The sequence below is a fragment of the Hyphomicrobium sp. genome, assembly GCF_036262015.1.
GTDB lineage: Bacteria > Pseudomonadota > Alphaproteobacteria > Rhizobiales > Hyphomicrobiaceae > Hyphomicrobium_C.
This window is the reverse complement of record NZ_DATAJR010000004.1, coordinates 289,202-306,374: the sequence shown is the minus strand read 5'-3', so window position 1 is coordinate 306,374 and position 17,173 is coordinate 289,202. Positions and strand designations below refer to the sequence as shown.

Sequence of the window (17,173 nt, the reverse complement as noted above, 5' to 3'; positions counted from 1 at the left end):
AGAGCCGCGATCGGCTATATGGAGCCGCGCCTTGGCGCAGGCCTCCAACTGTCGGCGGCCTGATCTTTCAAGATTCCAGGACTTCATGACCCCTCACAAGCTGACCGCCCAGGTGGACAACCGTGCGCACGCCATGCGGATCGCAGGCGCCCTGCAGGACCTTCTCGATCCGCCACCGGACGCACTGACCGTGTTCGAGGACAAAACGGACGATCTCAACACGCCGATTATCTGGCGCATCGAAGCCTACTTTTCAGAACCGCGCGAACCGCAGGCGCTCACGAGCGAGATCGAGGCGCTGACCGGCGAACCTGCTCCGGCCTTCCAATCGGCCGACATTCCGGATCTCAATTGGGTCGCACTCTCGCAGGCTGCTCTGCCGCCAGTCCGCGCCAACAAGTTCACGGTGCACGGAAGCCATGACCGGGATCGCGTGCCACAGGGTCCGAATGCAATCCTGATCGAGGCCGGTGAAGCCTTCGGAACGGCGCATCACGCGACGACCTATGGCTGCCTACTCGCTATCGACCGGCTGTCGGAGACGGGCCGCTTCCGGCGTATTCTCGATCTCGGCTGCGGCTCGGGCATTCTCGCCATCGCCGCGGCACGAAGCTGGCCCCGCGCACGCATCCAGGGCGTCGATATCGACGCCCAGTCCGTAATCGTGGCGCGCGAGAACGCGGCCGTGAATCGCGTCGGAACGCAGATCGACTTCATCTGCGGCCCTGGTGTCTCGTCACCTGAGATCCGCAATGCCGCGCCGTTCGACCTCATCATTGCGAACATTCTGGCGGGTCCGCTCATCACGCTGGCGCCGGATCTCCGCCGTTGCTCGGAAACCGGCACCACGGTCATCCTATCGGGGATCCTCAATCGGGAGGCGCCGCGCGTGCTGGCCGCCTATCACGCGCAAGGCTTCGCGCTTCTCTCTCACCGCCGCTACGATGGCTGGTCCACGCTGACTCTCGTCAAGCGCGGCTGAACCTAGGGTCGTTCGGGTTTTGGTTGAATCGCGAACCGACCCTAGTTGTTTGTCGTGCTTCCTTCGCACCTTTCCGGAAGCACTCTGGAGGACCTCATGTTTCAGACATTCTCTGCGCCTTCGGATAGCGACGCGATCCCGCAAAGGATCAAGGAGCTGCGCGCGCTTTTGGCTGACGAGGGTCTTCAAGCTCTGCTGCTGCCGCGCGGCGACGAGCATCAGGGCGAGTATGTCGCGCCGTGTTCCGAACGGCTGCGGTGGCTCACGGGCTTCACGGGAAGCGCGGGCATGGCCGCGATCACACGGCGCCACGCGGGGCTGTTCGTCGATGGCCGCTATACCGTGCAGGCGCGGAACGAATGTGGTGGCGGGACCTTCGAGTTTCCCGGAATCGCCCGCACAGCGCTGGCCACCTGGCTCAAGGACAAACTCAAGCCCGGCGATGTTGTCGGCTTCGATCCGTGGCTGCACACGGTGTCGGAAGTCGAGAGCTTACGCGAGACGCTGAAATCGTCAGGCATCGCGCTCAAGCCGACCCGGCGTAACTTGGTGGACCGCATCTGGGGGCAGGAGCGTCCTGCTCCACCGGATGCTCCTGTCATCGCGCACCCGCTCAAATATTCGGGCCGTTCGGCGGCGGACAAGATATCGGCCCTGCAAAAGGCGCTGAAGGATGCGGGGCAGGATGCCGTCATTCTGACCTCGCCGGATTCGGTTTGCTGGCTCTTCAACATCCGTGGCAGCGACGTCGCGCACAATCCCGTGGTTCTGGCCTTCGCCATTGTACCGGCCAGCGGCAAGCCCGAGCTTTTCGTATCTGCCGAGAAGATCTCACGCGAGGTGCGCGCTCATCTCGACGGAGCGGTAAAAATTTCCCCACCGGCCGTACTTGCGGAGCGGGTTGCCGCGCTCCGCAAGGCGAAGAAGCGAGTGCGTCTCGATTTCGATCGGGCCGCGTGGTGGTTCTGGCGCGGGCTCGGCAAGAGCGCCTTGCGCGGCAACGATCCTTGCATCGGGCCAAAGGCCATCAAGAACGCGACGGAGATTTCCGGTTCGAAGGTCGCCCATATTCGCGACGGAGCCGCTGTCGTGCGCTTTCTCGCGTCCCTCGATCGGGCCATCGAGGGAGGGGAAGCGATCGACGAGATATCCGCCGTGCGAGCCCTCGAGGAACAACGCGCCGGTAGTCAGGCGCTGAAGGAAATCTCGTTCGACACCATCTCAGGCAGCGGACCGAATGGCGCCATCGTGCATTACCGCGTGACGGAAGCGAGCAACCGGCGCCTCAAAAAGGGAGAGCTGTTTCTGCTGGATTCCGGCGCGCAGTATCTGGAAGGCACGACCGATATCACGCGCACGATCGCCATCGGTGACGCGCCCGCCGAGGCCCGAGAGCGGTTCACGCTGGTCCTTAAAGGGCACATCGCGATTGCTACGGCGGTGTTCCCGAAAGGGACTCGCGGTCTCGACCTCGATCCCTTCGCACGGCGCGCGTTGTGGGCCGCGGGTCTCGATTACGATCATGGGACCGGCCACGGCGTCGGCAGCTACCTCTCGGTCCACGAAGGCCCGCAGTCCATTTCCCGGGCCGGCGGCGCGATCATCGAGCCGGGCATGATCATCTCCAATGAGCCCGGCTACTACAAAGAAGGTGCCTACGGGATCCGGATCGAGAACCTCATTCTCGTCAACCCAGCGGAGAAGCCGAAGGGCGGAGAGCGCGAGATGCTCAGCTTCGAGACGCTGACGCTCGTGCCCATCGACCGGCGCCTCATCGTCAAAGAGTTGCTGACGCCAGACGAGATAAGTTGGATCGACAGCTATCACGCGACCGTTCTGAGCGTGATCGGACCCGAGCTGGATGCTTCAACGCGACGGTGGATCGAAGCCGCGACAAAGCCGCTTTGAAAGCTCCGGAAATCGCGGGCGAAACTTATTCCGTTTCCGAATATTTTCTGTGGTCAAAAGCCAGCATTTCCGCCGTTTTCTGACTCTTGCCGCGAGAGATCGCCTCTCCACCTCCCTATTTTCTTCATTTTCTTCAACGCGTCACAGTGATTTTCTATTATGATCTATCAATTGCGTGATTCGGGTGTGCCGCGGCCCAGCGTTGCACGTCCCATCTAGAATAGTTGTCGATCGCGCGCCTTCGCGTAGGGCGCCGATTGAACCTGCAAAAAATAACGAAATTTTTGGAGCGTTTCATGACCGCGAGCAGCACTCTGCCCGCTCCAAACCTCATGCCCTTGATGCGCTATCGCGAACTTGCGGAGGCGATGGGCTGGCTCGAACGGGCATTCGGGTTCGAGAAACAGATCGCCGTCGGCGATAACGACGGCGCGATCATCTATGGACAGATGACGTACCGCGGCAGCCTCATGATGATGGGGGCCGTGCGCGACACCGATCTCGACAAGCTTATGCGGCAGCCTGACGAAGTGGGCGGGGTCGAGACGCAAAGCTGCTACATCGTCGTCGACGACGCCGACGCGCACTATACGAAGGCGCTCGAAGCCGGCGCCGAAATCGTCCTCGAGATCAAGAGCGACGGGCTTGGCCGGCGTGGCTATTCCTGCCGGGACCCCGAAGGCCACATCTGGAACTTCGGAACGTACAATCCCGGTAAGGGCCTCTCTTCGGCCGCTGTGGTGGCCCTTCCCGCTGCCGCACCTGCGCAAGAGTCCAAGCCACGCACTCGTCAGCGCCTGCTGATGAGCGTCGGAGCGTTGCTGTTCGCACTTGGGGCCACGTACTGGTGGTTTGCAAACGAGATCCGCTCGGATTTGTCGGTGGGTACCGCCCAGGTGTCCGGCTACTCGACCGGAGACGCCGAGCGGGCCTATGCGGAACTCGTAAAGGTGCGGAGCGAGAAGCGGAAAGCCGACGAACTCGTCCGCACGCTCAACGCGCAGATCGAAACCGAGAAGGCTCGCCGTCAGCAAACCGAAGCGGAAGCCAAGAAGGCTGCGGAGAGCATCGGGCAGGAGCAAAACGCCCGCCGCGCGGCGGAGAGCGCGATCGTGTCGCTGCGCGAGGAGCTCAAGCGCGAGCAGGAGGCTCTCGAGTCCGCCATCGAAGCCAGACGCATCAGCGAAGAAAAGCTTGCCGTCCGGACTTCGGGCGCCGAGAGCGCGAAGCAGACGTCCAATCGAAAAGTGGCCGTACGCACCGAAGAGGGGCCTCCGGTCCCGCTGGTGCCGCCATCATCGGCTGCTGACCATACGGCCAGCTCACCGCCGGCCAGCGCTAGCGGGATTGAAACGTCGGCCACTGAGCGGGCGAAAGCCGGCGCGCAAGACGATGAAGATGGCCCGGAGCGCGCTGACACCGAGCGGGACAAATCCTCTCGCCGCGTGGCCGTGAAGGGTTGGCGCAAGTCCTACAAGGCCCCGGTAGAGCGACCCGCCCGCATCTTGCCGACCTACGTCATGGGCCTGCACGAGGTGCCGTGGCCCTACACCACCTGGTATAAATAACACTACGCATTCAAAGGGCGGAGCTTCCGGGCTCCGCCCTTTTCCTATGCCCGGCTTGCTGTTCCTCGAGGAACAGCGCCCACTGACATTCTCCGCCACTTTCCGCGTGGGATCGGTCACAGAGGCTACGCTCCAAGGCGTGGCCCCGTAACGTGGCCCTACCTCAAGCGCTGACGCCTTCGCGTTCTGCGGAGCGCTGTCATGCATCAACGCGATTGAAAGAAAGGGGCGCGGCCATGATTTCGAGAGCTTCTCTCGCTTTAGTCCTTCTGCTTGCCGGCGCGGCGAGCTTACCCTCCAGCTTTGCCACTGCTGCCAACAGCAGCGATCTTGCGACGGCGCAGCAGGCCAAGGCCGCACAGGTCAAAGCAGCTCAGGCCAAGAAGGCGCGCCTTGCCAAGCAGCAGCAGCTCAAGAAGGAGCAGTTGCTTGCGAAGCAACAGCAAGAACCCAAGAAGGACGAATGGTACGCGAAGGATCGCGACCGCGGCCTCGACGTTGCCGCGACCTACGCGCCCGATACCATCGCGAAACTGCGCAAGAACAACACCATCGCCAAAGGCGACACGGTGAGCACGGGCGACGGCAAGAAGGGCTGGCGCCATTACCTGGACAAGTATTACGCGCGCTGATCTATCGCCGAGGGCCATCAGAGCGGAGGCATCCAACAGTGCCTTCGCTCTCCTTCTGTCTAGGACTTGATGAGGTCCAGCCACTCGTCTTCGGTCAGCACCTTCACGCCGAGCTTTTGCGCATTGGTGAGTTTCGAGCCCGCGTCTGCGCCTGCGATGACGTAGTCGGTCTTTGCAGAGACGGAGCCCGAGACCTTGGCGCCGAGGCGTTCGGCCTGAGCCTTCGCCTCGCTGCGCCCAACGCGCTCCAGCTTTCCAGTGAAGACGACGATCTTGCCGGAGACCGGCGAGACGACCATGCTCGGGCGTTCGAAGTCGGTGACGTCGACGTGAGCGAGCAGATCGTCGAGCGCTTCGACGTTGTGCGGCTCGGAGAAAAAATCGACCAGTGCGTCGACAACGGTCTCGCCGATGCCTTCGATGGCATCGATGTCAGCGTAGGCTTCGCTTTCCTTTCCGCCTCTGACGGCGGCTTCGGAGGCAGCGCGAAACGCAGCGAACGACAAATAGGCTTTTGCGAGATCCTTTGCCGTCGTCTCGCCAATGTGGCGGATGCCAAGCGCAAAGATGAAGCGATCGAGGCCGATTTTGCGGCGCGCGTCGATGGCCTGAAACAGCTTCTCGACGGACTTCTTGCCGAAGCCCTTGCGCCCGGCGAGTGGGTTCGCGCTTTCCTTGTCGCGCGTCTCGAGCGTGAAGATGTCAGCCGGGCGGCGGATGAGACCGTCCTCGAAGAACATCTCGATCTTCTCCTCGCCCAAGCCCTCGATGTCGAAGGCGAGGCGCGAGACGAAGTGCTTCAGGCGCTCCTTGGCTTGAGCCGCGCAGATGAGGCCGCCCGTGCAGCGGCGGACGACGCCACCAGAACCCGGCGTTTCGTCAGCTTCGCGTACGGCGTGGCTGCCGCACACAGGGCAGGTTTTCGGGAAGACAAACGGCTTGGATCCAGCCGGGCGTTTCTCGACCATTACGCGGACGATCTGCGGGATGACGTCGCCCGCCCGCTGCACGACAACGGTGTCGCCGATGCGAATGTCCTTGCGCGCGATCTCGTCCTCGTTGTGCAGAGTCGCATTGGACACAACGACGCCGCCGACCGTGACGGGCTCGAGCTTGGCGACAGGGGTGAGCGAGCCCGTGCGGCCGACTTGTATCTCGATGTCGCGGAGCTCGGTCACTGCCTGCTCGGCGGGGAACTTGTGTGCAATGGCCCATCGGGGCGAGCGCGACACGAAGCCGAGGCGGTCCTGATAGTCGAGGCGGTTCACCTTGTAGACGACGCCGTCGATGTCATAGCCGAGCGACGCTCGGCGCTCGCCGATCTCGCGATAGAAGGCCAGCATCTCCTCGGCGCCCGCGCACACGCGCATCAACTCGTTCACGGGCAAGCCCCAGCGCGCGAACGCCTCGACCATTCCGTGCTGCGTCTCTGCCGGCATCTCCGACATCTCGCCCCAGGCATAGCCGAAGAAGCGGAGCGGGCGAGCGGCGGTAATCGTCGAATCGAGCTGACGGAGCGATCCAGCCGCGGCGTTGCGCGGGTTAGCAAACACCTTGCCTCCGCTCTTGGCCTGGGCGGCGTTGAGCGCGGCGAAGTCGGCGTGGCTCATGTAGATCTCGCCGCGGATCTCGGCCACCTTCGGCACGTGCGTGCCTTTGAGCTTGTCCGGAATCTCGCGGATCGTGCGCACGTTGGCGGTGACGTTCTCGCCTTCCGCGCCGTCTCCACGCGTGGCGGCTTCGACCAAATGGCCGTCCTCATAGCGCAGCGAGATCGAAAGGCCATCGATCTTGGGCTCAGCCGTGAAGGCCAGCGCATCATCCGGCTTCAACGAAAGGAAGCGACGCACGCGGGCAGAAAACTCGGCAACCTCCTCGTCGTCGAACGCATTGCCGAGCGAAAGCATCGGCACGCGGTGGCGAACCTTGGCGAAGGTTTCCGAAACAGGCGCGCCAATCCGCTGCGAAGGGCTATCGGCGCGAACGAGGTCGGGAAAGCGCGCCTCGATGGCATCGTTACGCTTGCGAAGCGCATCGTACTCGGCGTCGGAAATTTCCGGCGCGTCGGACTGATAGTAGAGATTGTCGTGGCGCGCGATTTCGGCGGCCAGATGCGCAAGCTCTGCCGTAGCTTGTTCGGCGCTCAACGCGTCGACGGGCGGGAGTGCGCCGGGAGTGGTCTTCGGGATTTTCTTCGTCGGCATGCCGGCTACATACCGGAAAACCGCTCCGAGAGCATCCTCAGGATGTCAGCCCGGGCCGCCCAGCGACAGCTTCGGCACGGATTTCCAGGCCTTTGTGATCCAGGAATCGCTGCTGACCTGAGGCGCGAGGCCGTCAGACTTCAGGAGCGCGTAGGCGTCCTTGTACCACTTGGACTGCGGGAAGTTGTGGCCGAGCACGGCAACGGCGGTCTGGGCCTCGTTCGTCACGCCGAGCGCCATGTAGCACTCGGTGACGCGCATCAGCGCTTCCTCGACATGCGCCGTCGTCTGGTATTCCGACACGACCGTCTTGAAGCGGTTGATGGCCGCAACGTAGTTCTTGTCCTTCATGTAGTAGCGGCCGACCTCCATCTCGGAGGCCGCAAGCGTATCCTCGCAGATGCGGATGCGGTTGTCGGCATCGCGCGCATACGTGCTGTCAGGATAGCGCGACTTCAGGATCTTGAGCTGCTCGAGCGCCTTGCGCGTCGCGGTCTGGTCGCGGTTGGACGTCTTGATGTCGTCGAAGTAGGACGACGCGATGATGTGATGCGCGAGCGGTGCGTCCTTGGTGCCGGGATGCATAACCGTGTAGCGCTCAGCCGAGGCGATCGCTTCCGGCGCCTTGCCGGCCTTGTAATAGGCGTAGGCGGCGAGCACGATCGCGCGGCGCGCCTCGGGCGAATAGGGGTGCGAGCGGTCGAGGTCTTCGAACTTGCGGGCCGCGTCTTCGAACTTGCCCTTGTTCATGAGGGTGTCCGCGTCCGCGTACATCTTCTCGGGCGGATCGGAGTTGAGAATGCTGGTGTCGGCAGAAGACGCGCAGCCAGCGAGCGCCAGCAGGCTGCCGCTCATGGCGCACCACAGGACGATGGCGGCCCAATTTGGCGTCTTCGGCATCGAGTACCCTACTCCCCCAGAGATGCGCTGCCGTACCCGCATTGGCCGCGCTTTTGGCGTTGATTAGCACATTTCAATGCCGGTCTGAAGCCGACAACGCCCCGCGTGCGTGCTGGATCCACCGTAGGATCACAATGTGGTTGATGTGAGGCTCCAGCCAGAAAGATGACGAACCGCAACGGCTGGAAGGGTGTGGGATAACAAACCGTTGTGCGCGCAGACTTCACGCAGGGGGCGAGCTCGAATACCGCAACGGGTGCGGATAGTCCGTTAGGTGACTTACTCGCCGGCAGCCGCGACGGCTGCGCGCTCGAAGGCGACAGAACGCGTTTCGCGAACGCGCGGCGCCTGCACGATAGACCAGGCTGAGCTATCCTCGAGAAGCTTCTGCAGGACGAGCGAATTCAAGCGGTGGCCGCCGCGAACCGAGCGATAGGCGCCGAGGATCGGGTGTCCAGAGAGGCTGAGATCGCCAACGGCATCCAGCATCTTGTGACGGACGAACTCTTCCGGATGACGAAGGCCTTCGCGGTTCATCACGCGGTCGTCGCCGATGGCCACGGTGTTGGTCAGGTTCGCGCCGAGGGCCAGACCGGCCTTCCAAAGGCGCTCAACGTCGCTCATGAAGCCGAACGTGCGGGCCTTGGCGAGCTCGTTGCGGAAAACGCCGGGGCTCATTTCGAGCGCGAGGCGCTGCTTGCCGATCACCGGCGACGGGAAATCGATCTCAACATCGAGATGGAAACCGGAGTGCGGCGTCAACTCGCCCCAGCACTCGCCTTCCTCGACACGGATGGGCTTCAGAACCTTGAGGAAACGGCGGGGAGCGGACAGCTCGCGGATGCCGACCTGATCGATGGCTTCGACGAACGGCGCCGAGCTGCCGTCCATGATCGGAACTTCCTTGCTGTCGATCTCGATGATGCAGTTGTCGATCTGGAGACCGCGAAGGGCGGCGAGAAGGTGTTCAACGGTGGAAACGGTGGCGCCGTCTTCGTTTCCGATAACCGTGCAGAGCGTGAGATTCTTGACGTTGCAGACCTTGGCGGGGATATCGGCGGTGACCCGGCCGCGTTTCGTAACGACGAAACGGAGCCCAGTGTCGGCACCTGCCGGATGCAGACTAACCGAAACTGGCGCTCCGCTGTGCACCCCCGTGCCGTGAACTTCGATTTTTTGAGCAATCGTCGTCTGTCGCGCGCCAATGAATCGATTCGACATGCTGCGCCGTCCCTCGATGCTTTGGCATTCCGTCCTAAAACGGTTTGCCACCCCCGTCCGGTCTCGCCCACTGCTCACCCAAATTCCCCAATTTTTCTGTCTGTCCTGGCTACTCTTGCGGGTAGGTCCCAGAGGCAGGCGGGTGAGGCAGATGTCGTGCGAACCGGTCGTTATTAAGAAACGATAGCCCCCGTCCCGCTGTGGCACAAATCACGCTTTCTTACGGCGTGTTACGGTCAACAAGAGCGCGAAAATGAGGCCAAGCCTCCGGTGAATCCGGACGCCGTCTACCGACGTCTTTCTCTGAAAAATACTGGAAGTTCAACATCTTGATTCATATGCCCCTGCGATTCCTGTGGAGGGGCGTACCGATCGTAATGCTCGCTTTCGCCATGGTGGGCGGCGTCGGCGTGACTGTCTTTGCCGTAAGCTTCGTAATGTTCGCGCTGGCGCGTGTCCGAATCACCTGTCCCGCGGACTCGCCCGGCGATTCGCTCGAAAAGACCCAGGCGGCGGCGTGGCTCGGGCTGGGCGGCCTGAGGCTGTGCCGGGTTGCGAGCCGGGGCCATATCCTGGTCTTCGTCGATTGGCCGATAAGCCCGTGGGGCGGGCTGGTGATACTCGCCCTGCTCGGGGTTCCGGCGCGGCTGCCTGCGAACGTCGGCCGGGGGCTGCGGGGCAAACGAGCCGCCCTGCTCGTGAGACGAGGCGTATCCCGGCGGAAGGGGCGGAGGCGTCGCTCCATGAAGCTGGGGCGGTCCATCCTCGATCATGACGTTGTTCGGTCCGCGCCACGGCTCGCCTGCGCGGCCGCGGGGCTGTTCGTATCCGGTATGGGCGGACGTGCGCGTGCCGAACGTCGATGCCGCGGGGGCCGAGTATTGGAGCGCTTCAGTGAGGCGCTGCTGCAGATCGTGCGCACCGCTGCGATAGTCGCGCTGCGGGTCTGAAGCATACTGCTGCGGAGGCGGCGGCGGGGTGTGACGCGCCGTCGGCTCGGCTTGGCGTCCCTGCTGTGCCTGGACCGCCTTGGTTCCACGAACCCAATTCTCTGCGGGAGCCGGCGGCGCACGCTCGGCCTCGCCAGCGCGACTCATGCCGGACGCGACGATCGACACGCGAATGCGGTCGCCGAGCGAAGCGTCGTAAGTGGCGCCGACAATGATGTTCGCCTCGGGATCGACTTCCTGCCGAACGCGGCTCGCGGCTTCATCAACCTCATAAAGCGTGAGGCCGGTACCGCCCGTAATGGACAACAGGAGGCCCTTGGCGCCGCGCAGCGAGACATCGTCGAGCAGCGGATTGGAAATGGCCTCTTCGGCGGCCACCGTCGCACGGCGTTCGCCCGTCGCTTCGCCGGTGCCCATCATCGCCGTGCCCATGCCCGTCATGACGGTGCGCACGTCGGCAAAGTCGAGATTGATCAGGCCTTCCTTGATGATCAGATCGACAATGCAGGCGACGCCCGAATAAAGCACTTGGTCGGCCATCACGAAGGCTTCGGAGAAGGTCGTCTTTTCGCTGGCGATACGGAACAGGTTCTGGTTCGGGATGACGATCAGCGTATCGACGTAGTTGCGCAGCTCGGCGACGCCTGCTTCCGCGATACGCGCGCGCCGCGCGCCTTCGAACAGAAACGGCTTAGTGACCACGCCGACGGTCAGAATGCCCAATTCACGCGCCACTCGCGCAATGACGGACGCCGCACCGGTTCCTGTTCCGCCGCCCATACCGGCGGCGATGAACACCATGTGCGCGCCCTTGATGTGGTTGCGGATGTCCTCGATGGCTTCTTCCGCGGCCGCCTCGCCGATCTCGGGGCGCGAACCGGCACCAAGACCCTCCGTCAACTCCGCACCGAGCTGAATGCGAATATCCGTGCTCGCCGCGGAGAGCGCCTGGGCATCGGTGTTTGCGACGATGAAATCGACGCCCGTCAGCCCTGAAGCGATCATGTTGTTGACGGCGTTGCATCCCGCGCCGCCGACACCGATGACGGTGAGCTTGGGTCTCATATCCGAAAGGTTCGGCAGCTGACCTCTGATGCTCATTTAGCCCCCGTTTCACGCGAGGGAGATGCGTCCGCACCGCGGCTCCCCGGCATTCCGAACTCACTTCGGTGCCCGGTCCGCCCCCGCTGGCGGTCTGCCGAGCTAAAATCCTTCCCGGAGCCAAGACCCGACACGCTTCCAGTAGCTGCCCGTCTCGGCCTCGCGGCTTCGATACACTCGCCGGGCTGCTCTCTCATGCGTTTGGGCAAGGAGCAATCCAACGACCGTCGAGAACGCAGAACTCGAAAGCGCAGGCGGCAAACCTGAAATTGCCTGCGGACTCGCTACGCGTACGGAACACCCGAGTTGCGCAGCCACCAAATCACTCAAGCCGGTCAACTGGCTCGTGCCTCCGGTGAGCACAAGACAGCGGCCGGCATACGCCGTCATCGCACACTCCTCCAGGCGTTGCCGGATCTGATGAACGATGGCCGTCACGCGGGGCCGGATGACTTCCGCGAGCTCAGCCTTCGTCCTGTGATGCATGATGCCTCCCTCGTCCCCGGCAGCCGGGAAGGTGAAGCCATCGTGCTCATCAGACGGAGCGCAGATCACTGTGCCATAAAGCGCTTTGATTCGCTCGGCCTCCGCAAGGGGCGTATGCAACGCGCGCGCGATATCGAAGGTGATCTGCATACCGCCGACAGGCATGGCGCAGGCATGGATGAACCGATCCTCTGCGAACATAGCGAGGCTCGTCATTCCGGCGCCGATGTCGACGGCCGTGACGCCGAGGCGGCGCTCATCCTCGCTCGTCACCGCCAAAGCGCTCGCGTAGGGCGCAGGGACGTGGCTGGCCACCTCCAGGTAGCAGCGCCCAATGAGCATCAGCAGATTGCGTAATGGCGCCTCGTCGGCCGAGACGGCGTGCAAATCGAGCGCAAGCTCGTGCGCGGCCATCCCACGCGGGTCGCGCGAGCCCGGCGCGCCGTCAATTCGTAATGCAACCTCGTTGAGATGCACCAGTGAGCGGCCGCGCTGCTCGACATAGGCCTGTCCGGCGCTCAGGACCCTGTCGAGATCGCTCTCGCGGACGACGCCGCCCTCGACCGGGGCCTTAGCGGAGAAATTGTGGGACTTCAGCCGACCGCAGGAGACCGCGATATGGATCTCCGACAGTTCGACGCCCGCCATGCGCTCGGCCTGGGCTACGGTGGCGCGAACGGCCTGCTCGGCGCTGTCGAGATCGATGATGACGCCGCCCTTTACGCCTTCAGCCCGCTGGTGACCGACACCCAGTATGCGGATTGGCGGGCCGCTTGTATCGGCCCCGCGCGCGGGTTCAATGGCCGCAATCAGGCAGGCAATCTTGCTGGTCCCGATGTCGAGCACGCCAATGACATGCTTCGGTCCCGCTCCTCGCCGATTTGCCCTCTCGCGCGCCATTTGGTCTCCTCGCTCTCATGAGCCCGTATTCGGCGACGGAGCGGTCGGCGCCTCGGGACGAATGGCGACGCGGCCGGGGCCGCGGAAATCAAGAGTGGTTTGCCCTGCCGAAACGATCCGGACAAGAGCCGTGTCACGCGACAATTCCTCGAGCGCGCCGACTTCGCCATCCGCCGGCAGCTCAATGGTTGTCTTGTTCGCTAGCTTCAGCCGCCAGCGACGTTCGGAGATTCGCTCGGCCTCATTGAGGCGGCTCGCAACTTCAGGGTACCGCGCGAGATTGTCGAGAAACGAGGCGGCCAGCGCCGCAGCGCCCTCGCCCGCAAATCGGGGCAGGTTGGGCAAGGCCCCGCCGCTCACCGCGGCAAGCGTGCGGCCGGTCTTGTCGATCACGTAGAAGCGATCGCCACGCGACCACAACGCGAAGGGCTTTCGTTCCGTGACCCGAATTTCGAGGCGGCCCGGAAAAACGCGCGTGATCTCGGCCGTGTCGATCCACGGCAAACGCTCGATGCGGCTTTTAACGGCTGCGGTGTCGAGCGCGGCAAAGGTGCGGACGTTGGCCAGGTCGAGCGCGTCGAAAATCTCGCGATCGAAGGTGAAGTGGTATCCGGAGAGAGTGACCTGGTCGACCCCGAATCCCAGATAGCGGGCGGCGCGTTCGAGCCCCGGTACCGGCGCAGACAATCGCGCGGCCTCCTCGATGGCGCCAATCGCGAGCCCAATCCCCAGCGCCGTCAGAAGGAAGCGGGCGCGTCTTGGCATCCATCCCGACAACCGGCCGCGCCACCGGGGACGCCGTTCATCGGCCGATGCCTCTCGTGGATGCGAGAAATGGCGAAGGTCCTCGTCGTCGAGGTCTGCGGCGGTGTCGTGAGCGGGTGTTTGCAGGATCGCATCATGCGCCTGCACTCGTGAGATCCGGCTGTGGCCTACCTCGAACAACTCGCGTCCTCGACGATCCATCTCGCGAGCTCGCCAAACGACCAGCCCGCATAAGCCGCAAGCTCGGGAACCAGGGACGTTCCCGTCATTCCCGGCTGCGTATTCACCTCGAGGCAGATCAGCTCGCCCGTCCCGCCTGCCGTGTCGTCGTAGCGGAAGTCCGCGCGCGATACGCCACGGCAGCCGAGCGATGCATGGGCCGCCAGTGTGTATTTCCGGATCAACTGGTAAACATCCGGTAAAACGTCGGCCGGAAGCTCGTGTTTTGAGCCGCCGGGCGCGTATTTCGCCTCGAAATCGTAGAAGGCGAGGCCCTGCTGGGGGACGATCTCGATCACGTCGGTCGCGAAATCGCCGATGATGGCGCAGGTCAGCTCGCGGCCAGGAATGAAGCGCTCGGCCATCACGACCTGATCAGCGGGACCGCCTTCGAGAATCGCCTTGGCCCAGCCGTTCGTGCCGGGGCGAACGATGACGACGCCGACGCTCGATCCTTCGTCGACCGGCTTCACCACGTAGGGCGGCTCGAGCGCGTGAGAAGCGGCGGCCTGCTCACGCGTGACGAGCTTGGCTTCGGCGACCGGAACACCCGCGGCGCGCATGACCGTCTTGGCGTTCTCCTTATGCATGGCCAGCGCGGACGCGAGCACGCCCGAATGCGTATATGGAATGCCCATCGTTTCGAGAATGCCCTGGATGCAACCGTCCTCGCCGAAACGGCCGTGCAGCGCATTGAAGCAAACATCGGGTCGCACTTCGGCAAGCCGGGTTCCGACATCACGGCCGACATCGATACGCGTCACGCGGTAGCCTTCGCCTTCGAGCGCGTCGGCGACGGCGGCGCCGGACCTGAGGCTCACGCTGCGCTCGGCCGAAAGACCGCCGAGTAGGACGGCGACGTGCTCGAAGGTGCGCTTCGGCACTACACCCAGTTTATTGATGGTCATGATCCGACGGTCTCCGCCAGCGCTTCGCCCGTGGGGCGGCCTTCGCGCGGCAGCCCGAGGCGGATGATCTCCCATTCGAGCGTGACGCCGGCCTTCGCCTTCACACGCGCGCGCACCGTTTCGCCCAAGCGCTCGATGTCCTCGCCGGTGCCGCCCTGGTCGTTGATCAGGAAGTTGCAGTGCTTCTCCGACACGTGCGCACCGCCGACGCGGAAGCCACGGCACCCGGCCTCATCGACGAGCTTCCAGGCGCTGTTCCCTGGCGGGTTCTTAAAAGTTGAGCCGCCGGTGCGCTCCTTGATGGGCTGGTTCTTCTCACGGTAGTCGGCGACTTCATCCATGGTGCGCAGGATCTCCGCGGGATCGCCCGGTTTGCCCTCGTAGAGCGCCTCGGTGAAGATCCAGTCGTCGGGGATGGCGCTGTGGCGATACGTAAAGCCCATGTCGGCCAGCGACAACACGTGAATGGTGCCTTCGGGATCGACGGCGCGCGCTTCGATGAGCACGTCCTTGGTCTCGCTGCCGTGCGCACCGGCATTCATGCGCAGCGCGCCGCCAATGGAGCCCGGAATGCCGCGATAGAACGCGAGGCCCGCAATTCCAGCTTCGGCTGCGGCGCGCGCTACTTTTACGTCCGGACATGCTGTCCCGGCGCGCACGCGACTACCCGGCTCGACCTTTATCTCCGCGAAACCGCGCCCGAGGCGGATCACGACGCCCGGCACGCCGCCGTCGCGGACAAGTAGGTTTGAGCCGAGGCCGATGACGAAGGCCGGCAGATCCTTCGGCTTCCGCTGCAGAAAATACGCGAGGTCGGCTTCATCGGCCGGCGTGAACAGCACCTGCGCCGGGCCGCCCGCGCGGAACCACGTGATGTCGGCCAAGGATACGTTGGCGGCGAGACGGCCGCGCAACTCCGGCATACGTTGTTTGAGGTCGTCCGTGAGATCCGGAAAGGTCATGACGGCTTACACCGGACTCCCGGCGCGACGCGGCTCCGCCGCGGTCAGCCATTCGGGAAGCGCATGAGCCCAATCGGTCGAGTTGCCCGCGCCAAGGCAGATCACCATGTCGCCAGATCGCGCATGGCGGCGGATGAGGCCAACCAACTCACGCGGATCGTCGATGGTCGCGACAGCCGGGTGACCGGTACCGCGAATGCCTTCCGCTAGCGAACGAGGATCGATGCCGTCGATGGGCTGCTCGCCCGCGCTGTAGAGCGGCGCGACGATGACGCTATCGGCCGAGCGGAAGCAGGCCGAGAACTCACGGAAGAGATCGCGCACGCGCGTATAACGATGGGGCTCGACGACGGCGATGACACGCCCCCGCGCACCAGCGCGTGCAGCGTCGAGCACGGCTGCGATTTCCGCCGGGTGGTGTCCATAGTCGTCAAAAATCTGCACGCCATTCCAAGTGCCGGTGAGCTGGAAGCGGCGCTTCACGCCCGAGAAAGCCGCAAGCCCAGCGCGAATGACGTCATCCGAAAGGCCGGCTTCGGCAGCGACGGCGATGGCGGCGAGCGCGTTCAGCGCATTGTGGTGGCCGGGCATCGGCAGGGTCCAGCCGCGGATGGCGCGGGCACCACCCTTCACGCGCGCGCCAAGGTCGGCGTCGATCAATGTCGAGCGGCCGTCGGTGCGCATACCGCGCAGGATCAGGTCGGCATCTTCGCGCGTGCCATACGTCAGAAGGCGGCGGCCGTCGCGCTTGAGTTCGAGACGATCGACCATCTCGCTCACAACCGGATGATCGGTGCAGGTGACGGCGAGGCCGTAGAAGGGAATGTTGCGGAAGAACGCTTCGTATTCGCGGTGCATCGCCTCGACCGAGCCGAAGTAATCGAGATGCTCGGGATCGATGTTGGTGACGACGCCGATCTCGGTCGGCAGGCGCGTGAACGTGCCGTCGCTCTCGTCGGCCTCGACGATCATCCAGCGGCCTTGACCGAGGCGCGCGTTGGAGCCCCACGCATTGATGATACCGCCGGTGATGACGGTGGGATCGAGGCGGGCCTGTTCGAAGATGGTGCTGATCAGCGATGTGGTGGTCGTCTTGCCGTGCGTGCCCGTGACCGAGACCGTGGAATGCAGGCGCATCAGCTCAGCGAGCATTTCCGCGCGGCGGATGATCGGCAGGCCCTTCTGGCGCGCCGCTTCCAGCTCCGGATTGGTGCGCTTGACGGCCGTCGAGATGACGACCAGCCGAGCACCGACAAGGTTCACGGCGTCGTGGCCGACAAACACGCGTACGCCCTTGCTGCGCAGGCGGCGGACGTTGGCGGACTCTTTCTGGTCGCTTCCCTGGACGCTGTAGCCCTTGGCGAGCAGGATCTCGGCGATGGCACTCATGCCGATGCCGCCAATCCCGATGATATGAAACGGCCCGATATCGCGGGGCATCTGCATGCGCGGTGATCCTATTTCCCG

General features: G+C 63.9%; 13 protein-coding genes. 4 read left to right on the top strand and 9 right to left on the bottom strand.

Annotated features, from left to right (window positions below; translation table 11 throughout):
* The first annotated feature begins 85 nt into the window (after positions 1 to 85).
* From VHO05_RS02440 to VHO05_RS02425, 4 genes are all read left to right on the top strand, one after another.
* Positions 86 to 982 carry a 50S ribosomal protein L11 methyltransferase gene (locus tag VHO05_RS02440; protein ID WP_329645022.1) on the top strand — a complete coding sequence of 299 codons (897 nt, stop codon included), beginning with the start codon at positions 86 to 88 and terminating at the stop codon, positions 980 to 982.
* Positions 983 to 1,078: 96 nt separating this feature from the next.
* The gene (locus VHO05_RS02435; protein WP_329645021.1) at positions 1,079 to 2,890 is read left to right on the top strand and encodes an aminopeptidase P family protein; all 1,812 of its coding nucleotides are present in this window, start codon (positions 1,079 to 1,081) and stop codon (positions 2,888 to 2,890) included.
* Positions 2,891 to 3,186: 296 nt separating this feature from the next.
* A complete protein-coding gene (locus tag VHO05_RS02430) occupies positions 3,187 to 4,458 on the top strand; it encodes a VOC family protein (RefSeq protein ID WP_329645020.1) in 1,272 nt (423 codons plus the stop codon).
* A gap of 236 nt (positions 4,459 to 4,694) precedes the next feature.
* Entirely contained in the window at positions 4,695 to 5,090 is a 396-nt protein-coding gene (locus VHO05_RS02425) for a hypothetical protein (RefSeq protein WP_329645019.1), read from the top strand.
* Between the two features lie 59 nt (positions 5,091 to 5,149).
* On the opposite strand, the gene ligA is transcribed toward VHO05_RS02425, so the two are convergent.
* From ligA to murC, 9 genes are all read right to left on the bottom strand, one after another.
* Positions 5,150 to 7,294, bottom strand: coding sequence for an NAD-dependent DNA ligase LigA (gene ligA, locus VHO05_RS02420; RefSeq protein ID WP_329645018.1), 2,145 nt, complete (start codon positions 7,292 to 7,294; stop codon positions 5,150 to 5,152).
* A 45-nt stretch (positions 7,295 to 7,339) separates the two neighbouring features.
* A complete protein-coding gene (locus tag VHO05_RS02415) occupies positions 7,340 to 8,194 on the bottom strand; it encodes an outer membrane protein assembly factor BamD (protein ID WP_329645017.1) in 855 nt (284 codons plus the stop codon).
* A 279-nt stretch (positions 8,195 to 8,473) separates the two neighbouring features.
* Complete coding sequence (gene lpxC, locus VHO05_RS02410; RefSeq protein WP_329645016.1) at positions 8,474 to 9,415, bottom strand: UDP-3-O-acyl-N-acetylglucosamine deacetylase; 942 nt, start codon at positions 9,413 to 9,415, stop codon at positions 8,474 to 8,476.
* A 287-nt stretch (positions 9,416 to 9,702) separates the two neighbouring features.
* Positions 9,703 to 11,466, bottom strand: coding sequence for a cell division protein FtsZ (gene ftsZ, locus VHO05_RS02405; RefSeq protein ID WP_329645015.1), 1,764 nt, complete (start codon positions 11,464 to 11,466; stop codon positions 9,703 to 9,705).
* A 102-nt stretch (positions 11,467 to 11,568) separates the two neighbouring features.
* Positions 11,569 to 12,852: a cell division protein FtsA gene (gene ftsA / locus VHO05_RS02400; RefSeq protein ID WP_329645014.1), complete on the bottom strand. Its 1,284-nt coding sequence runs from the start codon at positions 12,850 to 12,852 to the stop codon at positions 11,569 to 11,571.
* Positions 12,853 to 12,867: 15 nt separating this feature from the next.
* Positions 12,868 to 13,764 (bottom strand): cell division protein FtsQ/DivIB, encoded by an 897-nt coding sequence (locus VHO05_RS02395; RefSeq protein WP_329645013.1) that lies wholly within the window; start codon positions 13,762 to 13,764, stop codon positions 12,868 to 12,870.
* A 20-nt stretch (positions 13,765 to 13,784) separates the two neighbouring features.
* Positions 13,785 to 14,744 carry a D-alanine--D-alanine ligase gene (locus VHO05_RS02390; protein WP_329645012.1) on the bottom strand — a complete coding sequence of 320 codons (960 nt, stop codon included), beginning with the start codon at positions 14,742 to 14,744 and terminating at the stop codon, positions 13,785 to 13,787.
* Positions 14,741 to 15,706, bottom strand: a complete 966-nt coding sequence (gene murB, locus VHO05_RS02385) for a UDP-N-acetylmuramate dehydrogenase (RefSeq protein WP_329645011.1) — start codon at positions 15,704 to 15,706, stop codon at positions 14,741 to 14,743. Before murB ends, VHO05_RS02390 begins: the two co-directional genes overlap by 4 nt.
* A gap of 6 nt (positions 15,707 to 15,712) precedes the next feature.
* A complete protein-coding gene (gene murC, locus VHO05_RS02380) occupies positions 15,713 to 17,152 on the bottom strand; it encodes a UDP-N-acetylmuramate--L-alanine ligase (protein ID WP_329645010.1) in 1,440 nt (479 codons plus the stop codon).
* Between the last annotated feature and the right edge of the window lie 21 nt (positions 17,153 to 17,173).

What these genes read in the sequence shown, in the direction of transcription:
- VHO05_RS02440 (WP_329645022.1), top strand. Translation starts at nt 86, where the DNA reads ATGACCCCTCACAAGCTGACCGCCCAGGTGGACAACCGTGCGCACGCC.
- VHO05_RS02435 (WP_329645021.1), top strand. Translation starts at nt 1,079, where the DNA reads ATGTTTCAGACATTCTCTGCGCCTTCGGATAGCGACGCGATCCCGCAA.
- VHO05_RS02430 (WP_329645020.1), top strand. Translation starts at nt 3,187, where the DNA reads ATGACCGCGAGCAGCACTCTGCCCGCTCCAAACCTCATGCCCTTGATG.
- VHO05_RS02425 (WP_329645019.1), top strand. Translation starts at nt 4,695, where the DNA reads ATGATTTCGAGAGCTTCTCTCGCTTTAGTCCTTCTGCTTGCCGGCGCG.
- ligA (WP_329645018.1), bottom strand. Translation starts at nt 7,294, where the DNA reads ATGCCGACGAAGAAAATCCCGAAGACCACTCCCGGCGCACTCCCGCCC.
- VHO05_RS02415 (WP_329645017.1), bottom strand. Translation starts at nt 8,194, where the DNA reads ATGCCGAAGACGCCAAATTGGGCCGCCATCGTCCTGTGGTGCGCCATG.
- lpxC (WP_329645016.1), bottom strand. Translation starts at nt 9,415, where the DNA reads ATGTCGAATCGATTCATTGGCGCGCGACAGACGACGATTGCTCAAAAA.
- ftsZ (WP_329645015.1), bottom strand. Translation starts at nt 11,466, where the DNA reads ATGAGCATCAGAGGTCAGCTGCCGAACCTTTCGGATATGAGACCCAAG.
- ftsA (WP_329645014.1), bottom strand. Translation starts at nt 12,852, where the DNA reads ATGGCGCGCGAGAGGGCAAATCGGCGAGGAGCGGGACCGAAGCATGTC.
- VHO05_RS02390 (WP_329645012.1), bottom strand. Translation starts at nt 14,744, where the DNA reads ATGACCATCAATAAACTGGGTGTAGTGCCGAAGCGCACCTTCGAGCAC.
- murB (WP_329645011.1), bottom strand. Translation starts at nt 15,706, where the DNA reads ATGACCTTTCCGGATCTCACGGACGACCTCAAACAACGTATGCCGGAG.
- murC (WP_329645010.1), bottom strand. Translation starts at nt 17,152, where the DNA reads ATGCAGATGCCCCGCGATATCGGGCCGTTTCATATCATCGGGATTGGC.